This is a genomic window from Brevibacterium sp. 91QC2O2, from assembly GCF_024580695.1.
Classification (GTDB): domain Bacteria; phylum Actinomycetota; class Actinomycetes; order Actinomycetales; family Brevibacteriaceae; genus Brevibacterium; species Brevibacterium moorei.
Genome location: NZ_JANIJY010000004.1, coordinates 184,147 through 200,884, shown reverse-complemented (window position 1 = coordinate 200,884; position 16,738 = coordinate 184,147). Strand labels below are relative to the sequence as shown.

At 65.0% G+C, this 16,738-nt stretch carries 14 protein-coding genes; 12 read left to right on the top strand and 2 right to left on the bottom strand.

Going from position 1 to position 16,738, the window contains the following annotated elements; genetic code table 11:
• Window positions 1–178: 178 nt before the first annotated feature.
• On the bottom strand, window positions 179–1,339 hold the full coding sequence (locus NQ036_RS05430; protein WP_257057590.1) for an FAD-binding oxidoreductase: 1,161 nt from the start codon (window positions 1,337–1,339) through the stop codon (window positions 179–181).
• Window positions 1,340–1,482: 143 nt separating this feature from the next.
• On the opposite strand from NQ036_RS05430, the gene NQ036_RS05425 reads away from it, so the two are divergent.
• The 5 genes from NQ036_RS05425 to NQ036_RS05405 all read left to right on the top strand — a co-directional run bounded on the left by NQ036_RS05425 (window position 1,483) and on the right by NQ036_RS05405 (window position 6,556).
• Window positions 1,483–2,148: a heme oxygenase (biliverdin-producing) gene (locus NQ036_RS05425; RefSeq protein ID WP_257057588.1), complete on the top strand. Its 666-nt coding sequence runs from the start codon at window positions 1,483–1,485 to the stop codon at window positions 2,146–2,148.
• Window positions 2,149–2,241: 93 nt separating this feature from the next.
• Window positions 2,242–3,324: an ABC transporter substrate-binding protein gene (locus tag NQ036_RS05420; RefSeq protein WP_257057584.1), complete on the top strand. Its 1,083-nt coding sequence runs from the start codon at window positions 2,242–2,244 to the stop codon at window positions 3,322–3,324.
• Window positions 3,311–4,417 carry an iron ABC transporter permease gene (locus NQ036_RS05415; protein WP_257057581.1) on the top strand — a complete coding sequence of 369 codons (1,107 nt, stop codon included), beginning with the start codon at window positions 3,311–3,313 and terminating at the stop codon, window positions 4,415–4,417. Before NQ036_RS05420 ends, NQ036_RS05415 begins: the two co-directional genes overlap by 14 nt.
• Window positions 4,414–5,205, top strand: coding sequence for a heme ABC transporter ATP-binding protein (locus NQ036_RS05410; protein ID WP_257057578.1), 792 nt, complete (start codon window positions 4,414–4,416; stop codon window positions 5,203–5,205). Before NQ036_RS05415 ends, NQ036_RS05410 begins: the two co-directional genes overlap by 4 nt.
• 10 nt (window positions 5,206–5,215) lie before the next feature.
• Complete coding sequence (locus NQ036_RS05405; protein WP_257057575.1) at window positions 5,216–6,556, top strand: esterase family protein; 1,341 nt, start codon at window positions 5,216–5,218, stop codon at window positions 6,554–6,556.
• Between the two features lie 61 nt (window positions 6,557–6,617).
• On the opposite strand, the gene NQ036_RS05400 is transcribed toward NQ036_RS05405, so the two are convergent.
• Complete coding sequence (locus NQ036_RS05400; protein WP_257048593.1) at window positions 6,618–7,109, bottom strand: GNAT family N-acetyltransferase; 492 nt, start codon at window positions 7,107–7,109, stop codon at window positions 6,618–6,620.
• A 210-nt stretch (window positions 7,110–7,319) separates the two neighbouring features.
• Between NQ036_RS05400 and NQ036_RS05395 the strand changes: the two genes are divergently transcribed.
• The 7 genes from NQ036_RS05395 to NQ036_RS05365 all read left to right on the top strand — a co-directional run bounded on the left by NQ036_RS05395 (window position 7,320) and on the right by NQ036_RS05365 (window position 16,565).
• A complete protein-coding gene (locus tag NQ036_RS05395; RefSeq protein WP_257057572.1) occupies window positions 7,320–8,141 on the top strand; it encodes an exodeoxyribonuclease III in 822 nt (273 codons plus the stop codon).
• A 262-nt stretch (window positions 8,142–8,403) separates the two neighbouring features.
• Window positions 8,404–9,678, top strand: a complete 1,275-nt coding sequence (locus NQ036_RS05390; RefSeq protein ID WP_257057569.1) for an ABC transporter substrate-binding protein — start codon at window positions 8,404–8,406, stop codon at window positions 9,676–9,678.
• A gap of 21 nt (window positions 9,679–9,699) precedes the next feature.
• Window positions 9,700–12,477: a hypothetical protein gene (locus tag NQ036_RS05385; protein WP_257057566.1), complete on the top strand. Its 2,778-nt coding sequence runs from the start codon at window positions 9,700–9,702 to the stop codon at window positions 12,475–12,477.
• 5 nt (window positions 12,478–12,482) lie between these two features.
• Window positions 12,483–13,532: a hypothetical protein gene (locus tag NQ036_RS05380; RefSeq protein WP_257048597.1), complete on the top strand. Its 1,050-nt coding sequence runs from the start codon at window positions 12,483–12,485 to the stop codon at window positions 13,530–13,532.
• A gap of 68 nt (window positions 13,533–13,600) precedes the next feature.
• Window positions 13,601–14,590, top strand: coding sequence for an iron ABC transporter permease (locus NQ036_RS05375; RefSeq protein ID WP_257057563.1), 990 nt, complete (start codon window positions 13,601–13,603; stop codon window positions 14,588–14,590).
• Window positions 14,587–15,687 (top strand): iron chelate uptake ABC transporter family permease subunit, encoded by a 1,101-nt coding sequence (locus NQ036_RS05370; protein ID WP_257048599.1) that lies wholly within the window; start codon window positions 14,587–14,589, stop codon window positions 15,685–15,687. Before NQ036_RS05375 ends, NQ036_RS05370 begins: the two co-directional genes overlap by 4 nt.
• Window positions 15,684–16,565 (top strand): ABC transporter ATP-binding protein, encoded by an 882-nt coding sequence (locus NQ036_RS05365; protein ID WP_257048600.1) that lies wholly within the window; start codon window positions 15,684–15,686, stop codon window positions 16,563–16,565. Before NQ036_RS05370 ends, NQ036_RS05365 begins: the two co-directional genes overlap by 4 nt.
• Window positions 16,566–16,738: the final 173 nt, after the last annotated feature.

The window sequence follows — 16,738 nt, the reverse complement described above, 5'->3', positions numbered from 1 at the left end:
GGGCGACAGGAATTCCCCGAACGATCTCGTTAAGCACCTCGGACCATTCCTGGTTCGAGTAGTTCACTGCGATGTATGGCATACGCCCCTCCTGGGAAGGGTGTTGCACTAGCACCTTGAGACCGCCCCCCGGAAACCAGACCGAAGTGACTGCCCATTGTTGTGCCCTGGTATGCCCTCAGGAGCCCACGGTCGCGGCTTCGACCTGGGCGTCTTCGGCCACGGCCCGGGCCACGAGCGAGCCGATGTATGGCCCCATGGTCAGTCCGCCCGCGCCGAACCCGGTGGCCAGGTACAGCCTGTCGGCGAGCCTGCCGAACAGGGGGAGTTCCGCGTCGGGGTAGGGCCGCAGCCCCACGCGGGTTTCGATCAGGGTGGCGTCGGCCAGGCCGGGCGCCACGTCCAGGGCCTTGGCCAGGACGGACAGCTGGCCGGCGGCGGTGACGCGCGGGTCGAAGCCGGCCTCGTGCTCGCGGGTGGCGCCCACGGCCACGCGGGAATCGCCGAAGGCCACCAGGTAGTGATCGCCCATGTGGACGCTGGGCCAGCCCGAGGTGTCCACGCCCTCGACGCGCAGGTGGGTGATCTGGCCGCGCTGCGGGTGCAGGGGCACCTCAATGCCCAAGGGCGCCAGCAGCGCATTGGTCCAGGCGCCCGAGGCGACGACGATCGCATCGGCGTGCAGCACCCGGGCCCGATCGGTAGTGCCTCCCGTGTCCGAGGCCCCCGCCGGCGGGTGCACCGTGACGGCTCCCGCTGTGCTTGCCTCCGCCTGTTCAGCGCCGGCCGCTCCGAGACCCGCCCCGAGCTCGGCGCGCCCGCGGATCACCTGCGCCCCCAGGCCCACCGCAGCATCGAGCAGCGCATCGCGGAAGACCCGCCCGTCGACGTGTCCGCCGCCGGGGACCACGAATCCCGTGAGGCGCGCGGCCAGGGGCGGGAACATTTCCTGCAGCTGTGCGGAGCTGAGCATCCTGGCATCGCCGATCAGCTCCTCGCCCGCGTCCTTGCGCGCCAGGGTCCGTTCCAGGGCGGTGGCGACAGCGGATTCGTCGCGGGACACGTAGAGGCCACCGGTGCGGGCGAAGGAGGTCGTGTGGATGCCCCGGCCGGCCAGACGCTCCAAGAGCCCGGGGTAGTGTGCACCGCCGTGGGAGTACAGGCGATAGAAGTCCCCGGTCACGGAACTGGACCATGGTTGCAGGATCCCGGCGCTGGCGGCGGTGGCCTGGCCGGTGTGGCCGGCGTCGATCAGGGTGGTCCGGATGCCGCGGGCGGCCAGTTCGAATGCGGTGGCGGCCCCCGCGATGCCTCCGCCGATCACGATAGCTGAGCTCATACGACTACGTTACCGGGCGCGGGCACGGTGCAGGCCGCTGCTGTTCCAACCCGTGAGCGGCCTCGGCCGGCGTTCACGGAACACGGATGCAAAACAGATAAGTGTGACCTAAGCTTTATCCCCAACGACATTAAGGAACGATCATGACTCAGACGCTCAGCGACCAGCCAGTGCAGGAATCCCGCTTCTCCCGCCGCCTACGGGAGACCACGATGGAGCCGCACCGCAATGCGGAATCGGAATCGTTCATCGTGGAGCTGATGAAGGGCAACCTGGACACGGATGCCTATATCGCCCTGCTCGAACAATATGCGGTGATCTACGCGGCCCTGGAGGCGGAGGTCCGCGTGCGCTCGGCCGACCCGGTGATCGCAGCCTTCCATGACGACGGACTGGAGCGCGTGGCCGCGATCAACGCGGACCTGCACGTCTTGGCCGGGGACGACCGCGGCGCGCCCCACCCGGTGCCGGCGACCGTTGCCCTGGCGGAACGGATTCGTTCGGGTCTGCCGGCCGAACGCCTGCTGGCCCATCACTACCTGCGCTATATGGGAGATCTGTCCGGTGGCCTGGCGATCGCCCGCCTGGTGGGTCGGCATTACGGTGTGGACTCAGAGGCGCTCAATATGTATACCTTCCCTGATATCTCCAAGCCCAAGGTGTTCAAGGACGGTTACCGTGACCGCCTGGATTCTGCGGCACTGACCCCGGAGCAGCAGGACGCCTTCATCGAGGAGGCCGCCCTGGGCTACAAGCTCAACCAGGCGGTGTTCCACGACCTGGGCGTGGCCCGCGGCATGGCCGCCTGACCTCGTAGTATGTGTATTGACTACATGTGTGGGCTGTGCCTCAAATCGGCAGGATCGCTTGTGATCAAAGGACTACCTTAATAGTCTGGAGGCATGTTCGCCCTTACTCAGATGCGCGCCTCTAAGTCCGTCCGGAACCTGCGCACCCGGAACATCCTGACCCTGGCTGCCGCGGGGACCACCGCGGCCCTCCTGCTGACCGGTTGCGGTGCGCAGGGCTCCGGCAGCGGATCGGAGGCCTCCGGCTCCGCCGCGTCCCAGGGAGCGGGCCAGGAGAACGTCCCCGAAGGCTGGCACTATGTGGCCGGCGGCGAGGTTCCCTCCGCCAAGGCCGAACCCAAACTCCCCGTCAAGGTCAAGGACGGTACCTGCGAGACCGTCGAGGTCAAGGACGCCAGCAAGATCATCGCAGCCAGCGACGGCGTGGTCAGCATTCTGGACTCCCTGGGTCTGTCCGACAAGGTCTACGCGGCACCGCAGAACTCGGTGACGCCCACGGCCAAGAACGCGCCCGAACACTTCGAGTACTCGCAGAAGACCGGTGTCGAGGGCCTGCTGTCCGTCAAGGGCACCATGTTCATCGGCGACAACGTGGACCGCCACGGGCAGGTCGCCAAGAAGTTCCGCGAGGCCGGCGTGAGCGCAGCGGTCTACAGCGACCAGGAGGAGACGACCAAGAAGATCACCGACGTCGGATCCTATGTGGGTGCCGACGCAGCTGCCAAGGAAGTTTCCCAGAAGGTCGGCGATCAGCTGAAGGAAGCAGCCACCTACAAGGACAAGCTGAAGGGCAAGAAGATCCTGCAGGTCACCTCGAACGGTGCCGGCGGGGCCAACGCGGTCGTCGGCAGCGGCACGGCCGGCGCGGACATCGTCAAGGCGATCGGCGCGACCTCCGTGGGCGAACAGGCCGGACTGCGCGGGTACTCCGTGAAGTTCAGCAAGGAGGGTCTGCTGGACGCCAAGCCCGATGTCATCGTGATGGGCACCGGCGACGTTGAGGAATGGGGCGGCGCCGAGGGCTTCCTGCAGGCCTTCCCCACGCTGGCCGACACCCCTGCTGCCAAGAACAACCAGATCTACGTCATGCCCAGTGAGCAGATCTCCGTGAGCGGTCCGGCCATCGGCGCGGGCGCGCTGGCCCTGGGCAAGGCCCTGGCCGATGGCTCCAACTGAGCTACACCCGGCACCTGAACCCACATCCGCCGGCGTGGTAGCCGGTTCTGACTCGCGTCGCGCCCGGCGCCTGTCCCTGGGGGTGGGCCTGCCGATCATGGTGGTGGCCGTCATCGTGGCCATCGTGCTGTCGGTGGGGATCGGCCCGGTGAAGATCTCCCCGGGTACCACCGTGCAGATCATCGCGCACAAGTTCTTCGGATTCAGCAGTGAGCAGCCGGCCCTGGAGACCTCGGTCGTGATGAGCCTGCGCCTGCCGCGGATCCTGTTCGGTGCCCTGACCGGGGCCGCTCTGGCCGTCAGCGGCGCTGTTATGCAGAGTCTGTTCCGCAACCCGCTGGCCGATCCAGGCGTGATCGGGGTGTCCGGCGGCGCCTCGACAGGCGCGGTCGTCGCGATTGTGCTGCTGTCCTCGGTGGGCGCGGGCCTCTACCAGTGGCTGGTCCCGGCCGCGGCGTTCTGCGGCGGCCTGCTGGCCGTGGCGATCATCTACACCCTGGCCCGCCCCGGCAGGGGCTACGGGACTTCGCGCCTGCTGCTGGTGGGCATCGCGGTGGGCGCGGGGTTCTCCGCGATCACCGGCTTTATGACCTTCCTCGCCGATGACGAGAAGCTCCAGTCCGTGGTGTTCTGGCAGATGGGCTCACTGGACGACATCGACTGGACCAAGCTGGCGGTCGGCGCAGCGGTGGTCATCGTCTGCGTCATCGTGCTGTGCCTGATGCACCGCAAACTGGACGCGCTGACCCTGGGGGAGCGCTCGGCGTACTATCTGGGCCTCAACGTCGTGTCCGTGCGGCGCTGGCTGATCATCCTGTCGGCCCTGCTGACCAGTGTCACGGTGGCCTTCGCAGGCACGATCGGCTTCGTGGGCCTGGTGGTCCCGCACGTGGTGCGGCTGCTCACCGGCCCCGCGCACCGCGGCCTGCTGCCGCTGTCGGCGCTGACCGGCGCCCTGTTGCTTGTCGTCGCGGACACGATCGCGCGCTCCGTCGCGCCCCCTGCCGAGGTCCCGATCGGCCTGCTGACATCGGCGCTGGGCGCGCCGTTCTTCCTGTTCCTCATCCTGCGTTCGAGGGAGGGGCGGCCATGAGCCCGTCGGCCGAACCGCGGAGGACCCGCGAACTGCATCCGATCCGTGCACAGTCGCTGGGCTTCACCGTGGGCTCCAGCGCACTGCTGAGCGATATCAGCTTCACCGTGGAGGAACCCTCGCTCATCGCAGTGGTGGGACCCAACGGCGCGGGCAAATCCACCCTGCTCAATGTGCTGGCCGGCAATCTGCGGCCCTCGGCGGGCGAACTGCTGATCGGGCCGCATGCACCGCACGACTGGAACGCCGGCGAGCTGGCCCGCGTGCGCGCGGTGATGGAGCAGGAGCAGCATCCGACCTTCGGGTTCACCGTGCGCGAGCTGGTGGAACTGGGCCGGCTGCCCCACCCCAAGTCCGCTGCCGACGATGCGATCGTGGCCGAGGCGATGGCCAGGGCACAGGTGACGCACCTGGCCGACCGCGATGTCACGACCCTGTCCGGGGGTGAGATGGCGCGGACCGCCTTCGCCCGCACCCTGGCCCAGGGCACCTCGATCTACCTCTTGGACGAACCGACGGCGGCCCTGGATCTGAAGCATCAGGAGGACGTCATGCGGGCGGCCAAGGATCTGGCGCACAGCGGGGCGATCGTCGTGGCGATCGTGCACGACCTGGGCCAGGCGGCACGTCACGCCGACCGCATCCTGATGCTGGCGGGCGGTCACCTGACCGGTGATGGGACACCGGAGGAGGTGTTGACCGCACAGCGGATCGAGCAGCTCTACGGCCACCCCGTCGAGGTCTTCCGCTCACCGGATTCCGGCCAACTGGTCATCGTGCCGAAATGAGCCCTTCGACATGACCGACGCCGAGGCGGTTGCCGCATTCGATCCGTGGCGCCCGGGCCCGCGGCCGCGTGTAGTGCATCGCGTGCCCGTGCGCAGTCGCGCCCTCACGGCCCCGCTGCACGATGTGCCGAGCTCCGCACCCGAGGTCCTGGGCCCGGTCGAGGGATCGGCCGGGACGCAGGTCTGGGTCCGTTTTCTTCACTTCGCCCCGGATGCCCGGGCCGTGGCCCTGGCCCCCAGCGGCTGGTGGAACCCGGACCCCGTCGATGCGCTGGACCTGCATCCCGTGGGCGGTACCGGCTGGTTCGTTGCCGAGGTCGCAGCACCCGCGGACTGGATCGCCGGCTACCGCTTCGCCGAGTACCGTGGGCGGGCCGATCCTCCCTGGTGGACCACCGGACTCAAACGCCTGGAGCACCCGGACGTGCGGATGTCCGCCGACTGTGCCAATCCGCGCAGGCTGACGGTCAAGGGCGGGGCCAGAACATCCCTGATCTGTGTGTCGGCGATCAACGCGGCCGCACATCCGGTCCTCGATCTGTTTCTCACACCCGAGTCCTGGCCCGAGCATGTTCAGGTACACCGGCTGGGCGATGACACCGGCGGCCCTATAGGCCCGCCGGGCAAGGGCCCCGGTGACATGGATGGCGGACCCGCGGTCTGGTGGTGGGCCGCGTCCTCGGCGGGCACCCGGGAAACGCCGCTCATCGTGTTCTTCGACGGCGAAGCACATGTGCGCAACCACGACACCCCGCGGTTCCTAGCCGCAGCGGTGGAAGCGGGATTGTTGCCACCGGTCGCAGCGGTGTTCGTCGAGTCGGGGCCGAACCGGGCGCAGGTCTTGGGTGTGCCGGGCGGTCGTGCGCAGTGGGTGGCGCGGACCCTGGTGCCCCGCCTGCTGAATACGGGCCTGGAGTCGTTGGGGACCGGCCGGGTGCGGATCAGCCGCGATCCACTGCAGCGCATCGTCACCGGCTCGAGCTTCGGCGGGCTGTCCACACTCTTCACCCTGGCCACGGACCCCGGTGCCTGCGGGACCGGGATCGTGCAGTCGCCGTCACTGTGGCGCTATCCGGAGGGCGACTTCGCCGAGCTGCTGGCCCGGGCGCTCGCACGAGGGGCGGTGCCGAAGAGTCAGCGGAAGCCGGGTGGGACCTCGGCCCGGATGCGCCTGCGGCTCGCAGCCGGACGGTTCGAGGGCAACGCCGTGGCGCGCTGTGCCGGCCTGCACGCAGAGCTGGGCGGACTGGGACTGGAGGTGGGTCCCGCGGTCACGGCTGTGTCCGGCGGCCACGACTGGTCCTGGTGGATTCCGCACAGCATCGCTCAGGCCGCAGAACTCCTGCGCTGAAAACAACGCTGGGGCCGGGATCGGATGATCGATCCCGGCCCCAGCGCATCCGCTATGCGGTTCAGGAGTCCTTGTTCAGACCCAGGGTGAACAACACCCGGGGGATTCCCTGGCCGGCGTAGTTGGCGATGAGTTCGCCCTCGAAGCCCACCGAGGTGTGGAAGCTGATAGCGCCCACATTGTCCTGGAACGCGGTGGCCTGGACCTCGTCCTTGCCCAGCCCCTTGGCATCGTCGATGAAGCGGTTGTAAAGCTGGCGGCCGACGCCGTGGTGGCGGAAGTCGTCGCGGGCTGCGACCAGGTGGATGTAGGCAGGTCCGTTGATCGGGATGACGCCCAGCAGATAGCCCACGATCTCGTTCTGGTACCTGGCGACCAGACCGGATCCGCCCAGTTGGCGAACCCAGTAGGCGTCCAAGTCCTCCGTGAGGTCACGGGCGCCCCAGAAGGATTTCTGGGTGGAGACGAGGAAGTCGCGCAGTTCGGTGGGATCGACCTCGTCCAACGGACTGATCCGCAGGTGGGACTGATCGTAGGTCTGGGTGTCGGCCATGGCTGCTCCTCATGAATGTCAGTGGTGCTTACAACTGTAGCGCTTTCTACCTGGCGTCGAAATTGAAAATGTCATGATCACCCGGAGTCGACTATGACCTGCGTCTCAGTGACGTCCGTCTCGGTTGCCCGGGTGATTCCAGCATAGCGCCGGGTGGCCTCGTCGGTGCAGTCTCCGATTGCTGAGCATTTGCCATGACATGATGGGGCCATGCTTCGAATCAGTACCGTCAATGTCAACGGCGTGCGCGCCGCGATGCGCAAGGGCATGGAACCGTGGCTTACGACCAGCACCTCCGACCTCATCACCATGCAGGAAGTCCGCGCGGCCAATCCGATCGCCCCCGACCTGCTGGAACCCCTGGGCTGGCACGTCTACTCCGCCGATGCCGAGGCCAAGGGCCGGGCTGGAGTTGCGATCCTGTCGAAGGTGCCGGCCAAGGACGTGCGGATCGGCAACGGGGATGAGTACTTCGACCGCGCAGGCCGCTGGCTCGAGGCCGATTTCGAACTTGCCGACGGCAAACTCCTTACCCTGGTCAGCGCCTATGTGCACTCCGGCGAGGTCGACACCCCCAAACAGGTCGACAAGTACCACTTCCTCGACCAGATGATCGCCCGGATGCCGCAGCTGGCCGAACATGCCGACTACGCAGTGGTCACCGGCGACCTGAATGTCTGCCACACCGAACTGGACCTGAAGAACTGGAAGGCCAACAGGAAGAAGGCCGGCTTCCTGCTCGAGGAACGCGCCTACTTCGACCGCTTCTTCGACGCCGATGACATCGGCTGGGTCGATGTGCAGCGATCCCTGGCCGGCGAGGTCCCTGGTCCCTACACCTGGTGGTCCCAGCGTGGGAAGGCCTTCGACAACGATGCGGGCTGGCGGATCGACTACCACATGGCCACTCCCGCGCTCGCAGAATCCGCCCAGGCCTTCTCCATCGACAGGGCTGACAGCTATGCCGAAAGGTGGAGCGATCATGCCCCACTCAATGTGAAATACGACATATCTGGGCTGGCCGCCATGTAGTCGGCGCCACTGTCTGAACGGGTAGCCCCCGTCTGGTTCCGCAGAAGGCCCGGTGACGCTGTTACCGGGTCTTCCGTATTCCGGCGGGGGCTTTTGCGTGCCTGAAGCCCCCTGGGTAGTAGTTGGTCAGGGTGCCGTAAGACCGGCATATAGCGGTATGCCACAGCTGTGGGATTTACGGAAGGCATGTTGACCTTAATAGCGTAGCGGGGTGATACTCTTCTGAGGCAAAGCTATGTTTTCTTTAAGGTTGTTGTAAACGATGCGCTATCCCCACAAGCACACGCTGGGCGCCCTCGCGGCCTCGGTTGTGGTGGCCATGGTGGCCCTGACCGGTTGCTCCGGAAACATGGAACTGGACGCTTCGGGCCCCATGCGACCGATCAAGGACGTGGACGATAAGTCGATCGACGTGCCGATGAAGCCCAAACGGGTTGTGACTCTGAGTGAACCGACCACCGATGCCGCACTGGCATTGGGCGCCAAGCCCATCGGGATCGTCTCCGGTCGCGGTCAGTCGACGGTGTCGAACTACCTCAAGGACAAAGGTGAGGCCGTCAAGGGCGGCGACCTGGAGATCCTGGGCGGTGTGGCCAATCCGGACTACGAGAAGATCGGCGCGGCCAAGCCCGATCTGATCCTGGTGGACGGAACCTCGATCAACAACAACCAACAGGCTTTGGACAAGCTCGCGGCGATCGCGCCCCTGGTCTACACCGGTTACGCCGGCGGCCCGTGGAAGGACAACTTCCGGCTGACCGCGAAGGCCCTCAACGAGGAGGCCAAGGCGGAATCCCTGATCTCCGGCTATGACAAGCGGACGAAGGAAGTCTCCGGCGAGCTGAAGTCCAAGGGTTTGCTGGACAAGACGTACTCGATCGTCCGGTGGGAGGGCGGCTCCGCCTCGCTCATCCTGAAGGAGCTGCCTCCTGGCCAGGCGCTGACGGATATGGGGATGAAGCGGCCCAAGAACCAGGACACGGAGGGCCGTGGCCATTCCGAACCGGTGTCCCTGGAGAACATCAAGGACATCGACGCGGACTATATGTACTTCGGCAGCCTGGGCGGCGCTTCGATCAGCAACCCGAATGCCGGTGGCGGTGTGGATGTTGCCGCAGGGCAGGAACAGCTGCGCACGGCCACCGGAACCCCCGGGTTCTCCAAGCTGCAGGCCTTCGGGCAGAACCACGTGTTCCCCGTCGACGGTTCGATGTGGACGTCCACCGGCAGCTATTACCTGATGAACGCGATCGTCGACAACGTCGAAGACCTCATGATCAAGGAGGACGCCAAGGGCCAGGGCAAGGGAACGGTGGGCGATGCGCCCGCAGCCGACACTGATCAGGCGCCCGAAGGAGATTCGGCCGGGGCCGATGACGCTGGTGGCGACGAGTCCGGCATCGGCGGATCGGGCGAGGACGTGCCACCCGGGGCCGACGGTTCCGAAGATTCCCCCTCAATAGATCCCGGCGATGGTGGAGGCAGTACCCCGATCCCACCGGGCAAGAAGAACAGCAATGTCGTCGTGCCGGGCTGAGGCCTGCGCGGTAATTGGAGAATGATGATTCGCAGACTTCACAACGCGTTCACTCGTCCCAGGCTCATCGTCGCCCTTGCTTTCCTGGCAGGGTTGGCGCTCATCGCCATGGGAGCTTTCGGTGGACTGCCCGCACAAGCCGCAGTAGGAGCCCTGGGGTCCGACCCGCAGGGCTCATCGGAACAGGTTGGTCCCGCCGATACGCAGGAACAGGCGCCGGCCACGACCGCGGCCGCCGCGAATCAGGGCCCCGCCGGCGGGATCGGTGTGAAGTCCTCGGCGCAGAGTGCTACGAAGAGTGTGCAGCCCTTTGCCGGCAAGGACGCTTCGATTGACGTCCCACCCATTGCAGAAGAGGGTGGGAAGATTACCCTCAGCGGTAAAAATTGGTTGAATGAGAAGCCGAACTCAGCCGGGCACAAGGGAATTTCGGTCGCTTTCAAGTTGGACGGCGGTCAGGTCTGGCGTACGGGCTCTATCAAGTTCCCGGTGAAGTATCCGGACAATAAGAACGGCGCGACCACCATTCCTGTTTACAAGAAGGATGGTAAACCGTCGGATGATCCGCCCGGTGGTACAGGTGGACCCGGCGATTTGAAGCGAGCGAGTGTCTGGGCCGCTACGAAAGGCGACAACAAAACCGGAAACTGGTCTATCACCTTCGCGATGCCGACAAAATCGAACTCTACCAGCGTTGACGAAGTCGAAGATCCGGATGAACCTGCCATTTCGGACAAGTGGCAGGCAGGGTCGACGCATACCATTCAAATTCTATCTGGGAATATCTTTCCTGGCGATACGGCTCAGCCAGTTGCAAAGACCCGCTACACGATCAATATTGTGAAGAAGGGCACCACTAGCATTAATTGTGCGGCCGGGGAAAGCCGGACCGGATTGTCGCACGTAGCGAACGGCCAGGTGGCCCAGGCCTGTGTGAAAGAGACCGTGTCGACAAAGGCCGGGCAGAACAACTCGGTACACGTGCACGGCATCATGTGGCAGACCAAGGACGGGAAGTCTCCCGCGACAGTGAAACTCGGACTGAACTCCCGTGAAGGGCGCACCGGCAAGGACTTCGCATTCGTTGCCCAGAAGGACGGTACGGACAAGGCCCTGCTCAAGATCAAGGCGAACGAGGCCGAAGGCGATACCCCCGCTGGCGTGTTCAAGGCGGATATCCCGTTGCCAACCGAGGACAACCTCCCGAAGGGAAAGACATCGAACTCGCTGGTAACGGGTGGTTCCAAGCTGACTGTCACACTCTTCAGCGGCGGGGGAAATGACACCGCTCACTCGATGACCTCAGAACCTGTGATCGTTGACGGTCAGAAGTACAAGGGTGACCTGGATCCGAACACCAAGGTCTGCACCACTGATCTGAAATCCCCCACAATCAAAGTCGAACAACAGGGGAACGATAAGTACCCTAAGGCCGGATATGGCAAGAAGGTTCACGTGACCGGTATGGGGTGGTGCAATAACCGTTCTGACCCAGAATCCGGTGGCGCCAGTATTGCTATCAAGCTCGATGGGGATAAGAATGGTCCCTATGCCAGGCAGAAGGGTGATTACGTTAAGCTCAAGGGAAATCAGGCACTGACGCTGGACAGCGTCTGGTGGGTCATCGATGTGAACAATGCCGAAGGCAAGATCGATACCTGGGTGACTCTGCCGAAGAAGGCCAACAAGGGCAAAGGGACGGTCTTCCGCAAGGACAACGGCGGCGGTTTCGACCGGGGCATTCACAAGATGCGTCTGCTGACCGGCTCGACCAAAGACAACGCGACAGTGCGCGCCGTGGACACGAACAAGTTCTGTGTCGAAGCGTGTATTCCCGCGCTGGCTCCGCTCATGGTTGACCCGGGAACAGAACTCAAGAAGTCCAATAAGAATGGATTCCGGGCCTTCCACACCGATGGAATGCTGACCGGTTACAGCGCCAGGATGAAGCCGAAGGACTACGCATTCATCACGCTCTACGATCAGTACGGATCCGCGGTCTACCCGCACACCGACCACCGGTGGCTGAAGATGGGCGGTTCCGGTTTCTTGGACGTGAAGTACGCACAATCCAAGCTACCGGAGGGCACGTTCTATGTGGTGCTCCAAGGCGAGGAACCAGACGACCCGAAGGATCCCAATGTAGTCGGCTGGACACGGATCACGAATCCGTTGGACGGAGTCGATCAGGTTTCGACTGAAGCCGGCGCGAACGCGGCGAACGACGGACCCAACGATGTCCAGGGCGGTGACAATACCGTCGTGGAGGAGACGATCTACCAGGATGATGGCGCCGGGGAGGCGGCCGAACCGGTGGAGAGCATCCCGATGCCGGATAAGCCCGTGGACTCGCCGATCGATTCCGTTGAGGAACTCAATCAGGACAATACCGGTGGGGTAACCGGCAAGATCAACGGCAATCTGGTCACCTTGAAAATGGGGAAGGATGTGCCCCCGGGGGAATGGGTCTACCTCTACATCTATCCGGGCAAGACCCCGATCGGCTGGCTGCAGGTGGATACCGCGAGCCAGATCCAATTGGACGTGACGAACTTGCCCGAGGGGGACTACCAGCTGGTCCTGGCGAACCGGAAGGGCGAACTGGCCGGCTGGGCTCAGTTGCCGCTCAAACGCGGGGCCGGGGTAGCAGGGGCGAACCTGTCCGACTACCTGGGCAAGGGTTATTCGCCCTCGAATCTGAAATGGAACGACATTCTTCTCATGGCCGCCGGAGGTGTGCTGGTGCTGGGCACCGGTGCCGTCGTGGCAATCGCAGTGGCTCGCAATAGGAAGCGGTGAAGCACATGGACAACGCACATAGGCCATCCGCAAAGCGGTTGCCGGGAACATGGATCGGGGCCATCTTGTTGGCCCTGGCCGTCGCCTTGGCGTCCGTCATCATGGCCGGTCCGGTTCAGGCCCTGCCCCCGGGCGGCGCTCAGCCGAACACCCCGGGTACCAAATCAACGATCTCCCCTAAATCGGTGCGGGCCGGCGGCCGGGTGAACTTCACCCTGCGCGGCTACCCCGGCGGTGAGACCGTCTACGTCAAGTTCGACGACGGCGGCAGCAGCGACGGTGACCAGGCGATCCAGGGCCAGGGCGTGGTTCACCAGCAGAAGATCCCCAAATCCGGGACCGTCAGCGGATCCGTCAAGATTCCCGCGGACCTGGCCAATGGCAGTCACTGGATGCGCTTCCTGGCGTCTGAGACCGTGCCGGGCAAGGGATCCAAGGGCTACACGAACCGTAGTCCCAACTTCACTGTGACCGGCAGCGCGAACACCACCGGCAAGAAGTCGAAGGCCGGCGGTTATGCCAATGTCAATAACGGCAGCGGCAATAGCGGCACGACCACCAAGAAGACCACCGTGGTCGGTGGTGGCAGCAAGGGTTCATCGGGAAATAGCACGCAGGCGCCGGCGGCGAATGCGCCGCAGGCGGGGGCCAACCAGGCCCAGGTGCCGGGCGCAGCCGGCGGTCAGGCGGGAGCCGCGCCGCAGGCCGGCAGCGCCGAGGACCAGAAGGCCGTCGAGGAACTGGGCAAGCAGAACGAACTCCTGGCCGGGGAACTGTCCAAGCGGGACAATTCCTTCCCCTGGATGGGCCTGATCGGGATCATGCTGGCTTTCCTCGCCGTGGTGACCATGGGCGTCGCATTCCTGGCCCGGCCCCAACGGGCTGCGGTTCAGGCAGCGCCGGCACCTGGTACCGAACCGGTGTGGACGCGCAGCGGCGACCATCCGGCCAAGTCCTATCCCTTCGGCGGTCCGCAGACAGGGGAGACGCCGGGAAAATCACAGGGTCCAGTTCCTCCGGCGCAGCCGGACCCTTCCCAGCACAAGCCGGAGTAGCCCCGCGCCGTTCGCAGGCCGCACTTGCCCGCCAAGAGGCGGCGCGAGCGGTCCGCGCGCGTACCCATGTGCTCAGGGCCGTCTATGTCATCATCGCCCTGGCCGTCATCTTCGTGGCGGTGATCCTGGGGATCATGCTGGGCTCGAACATGATGAACCCGATCCAGGTGGTCAAGGCACTCTTCTCATCCGCCGCGGACGGTTCGGAAGTGATCAGGGGCCTGCGGCTACCGCGCAGCGTGGCAGCCCTGGTGGTCGGCCTGGCGTTGGGCGCGGCGACCTGCATCATGCAGGCGCTGACCCGCAACCCGCTGGCCGAACCCGGCATTCTGGGCATCAACGCAGGCGCTTCGGTCGCCGTAGTGTTGTCCGCAGCGATTACGGGCATCATGACGCCGGGGGTCAATATGATCGCGTCCTTCGTGGGCGCGGGCCTGGCCGCCGCAGGCGTCTACCTGCTGGGCATCGCGGGCGGTCATCGGGCCTCGCCGGTCCGCCTGGCCCTGGCCGGTGTTGCGATCAGCGCGGCGCTCACGGCGATCACGCAGACCATCATCTCCGGCAACCAGGCGGTGTTCAACGAGTTCCGCTACTGGGTCGCCGGCAACCTGGAGGGCAAGGCCTACGCCGATCTGTGGATTCCGCTGATCGTCATCGTCGTGGGCCTGGCGGTCTCCTTCGCAGTTATTCCGGGCTTGAACGCCCTGGCCCTGGGCGACGAAGCCGCGATCGGCCTGGGCGTGAAGGTCGGGACCATCCGGACCGTTTCGCTCATCGCTGTCACGCTGCTCTCCGCAGCGGCGACGGCTATCGCAGGCCCTCTGACCTTCGTCGGCCTGGCGGTGACGATCATCGCCCGCAAGCTGATGAAGGACTCCCTGGGCTGGAGCCTGGGCCTGGCGGCACTGCTGGGTGCTGCCTGGCTACTGCTGTCGGATGTGCTGGCCCGCGTCATCGTGGCGCCGGCGGAGATCCAGGTGGGCATCATCGCCTCCCTGGCCGGCGCTCCGTTCTTCATTCTCATCGTGCGCAAGTCCAAGGGGCTGGATAGGTCATGAGCATCAAGGAACCACCGGTGACCGAACAGTCCGCTGCAGTGCGTGGCGTCGCGCGGAGGGGCAGCCGTTTCACGGTCTTTCGCCTCGGGCCCCTGAGCCTGCGGTTCGAGGCACGCACCCTGCTGGTGAGCCTGACCGTCCTGGTCCTGGCCGTCGCGGTGTTCATCGCGACGCTGATGATCGGTGACTACGGGTTGTCGATCAAGCAGTCGATCGAGGGTCTGTTCGGCACGTCCTCGGACAGACTGGCGAACTACTTCGTGCAATACGTCCGCCTGCCCCGTGCCCTGGCGGCCCTTCTGGTGGGCGCGGCCCTGGGTATCAGCGGTGCCCTGTTCCAGATCTATTCGGGCAATCCGCTGGGTAGCCCGGACATCATCGGCTTCGCCGCAGGCTCATCGACCGGGGCGATCCTGGCGATCATCGTGTTCGGCGGATCCGGAATCCAGACCCCGCTGGGCGCACTGATCGGCGGTGTGGGTGCCGCGATTCTGATCTCCCTGTTGGCCGGGGGCCTGGCCACACCCGGCTTCAAGATGGTGTTGATCGGCATCGGCGTGTCCGCAGCGCTCAAGGCTGTGGACAGTCTGCTGCTGGTCAAAGCTCCGTTGGAGGCCGCACAGGACGCCCAGCAGTGGAACATCGGTTCGCTCAACGGTATGACGTTCAGCAGCCTGATGTGGCTGGTGCCGGTCCTCATCATCTGCATTCCCTTCCTGCTGTGGCTGTCCAAGCCCCTGTCGATGCTGCCCATGGGCGATGAACCTGCGACGGGTCTGGGCGTGCCCACCGGACTGGTACGCGCCATGACCCTGGTGATCGGTGTGGTCCTGGTGTCCCTGGCAACTGCGGTCGCCGGTCCCATCGCCTTCGTCGCGCTGGCGGCCCCGCATATCTCGAAGCGGCTGGCGCGGACCTCCGGGGCCGCGATCGGCACCTCGGCCATGCTGGGCGCACTGCTGGTGGCGGTCTGCGATGTCATCGCCCAGCGGATCTTCGCCCCCAATGAGATCGCCGTGGGCATTGTGACGTCCTCGATCGGCGGCATCTATCTGATCTTCCTGCTCTTCATCGAATACCGGAGAGGCACCCTATGAGCATCGACAACACGGACCCGTACGCATCCTCGGCCTCCGAAGCACCCAACACCGCTGCAACCGCGGTTCTGCCCGAGCCGCTGCCGCCGCGGATCTCCGCACGGGGCATCCATGTGGGGTACGGGGATCACAAGGTGCTCAAGGGCGTCGACTTCGATCTTCCGGCCAATGAGCTGACCGTGATCTTGGGGCCCAACGCCTGTGGCAAGTCGACCCTGTTGAAGTCCCTGGCGCGCGTGCTCAAACCCACCCAGGGCGACGTTCTGCTCGACGGGCAGGACATCCATGCGATGAACTCGAAGGAAGTTGCCCGGCACCTGGGGCTTTTGCCCCAGCAGTCCACCGCGCCCGGGGACATCACCGTCGCAGACCTGGTGGCCCGGGGCCGTTACCCGCACCAGGGGATGATGCGGCAGTGGAGCGAGGCCGATGAGATCGCGGTGGAGAACGCTCTGCAGTCGGCCTTCGTCGCGGAATTCGCAGACCGCCCCGTGCACGCCCTGTCCGGTGGCCAGCGCCAACGCGTGTGGATCGCCATGGTGCTGGCGCAGGAGACCGACATCCTGATGTTGGACGAGCCGACCACATACCTGGACATCACGCACCAGATCGAGGTCCTGGACCTGGCTGCGCGCTTGCACGCGGAGGGTCGCACCGTTCTGGTCGTGCTGCACGATCTGAACCTGGCATTCCGCTACGCGACCCATGTGGTGTTCATGCGCCAGGGGGAACTGATCGCCCAGGGTAGGCCGGCCGACATCGTCACGGCCGAACTCATCGAGTCCGTGTTCGGTTTGTCCTGCAGTGTGATCGACGATCCCGCTTCCGGGACACCCCTGATTGTGCCGGCACTGTCCCGCTTCGCGAGACGCCGGTAAATGTAATTCGGCTCATAGAAAATCGAGCCGTTTGCTGTCTGAACCGCAATAAATCAACCAATTTCGCCTGCTCTATCAGCTTCCATCCGAACAGATGCAGGGGTATTTGAGTCATGAAACGTTGCTCAAACCCTCAGGCGCTGTTAAGGTTCAATGTAGCCAAGCCTAAGGTG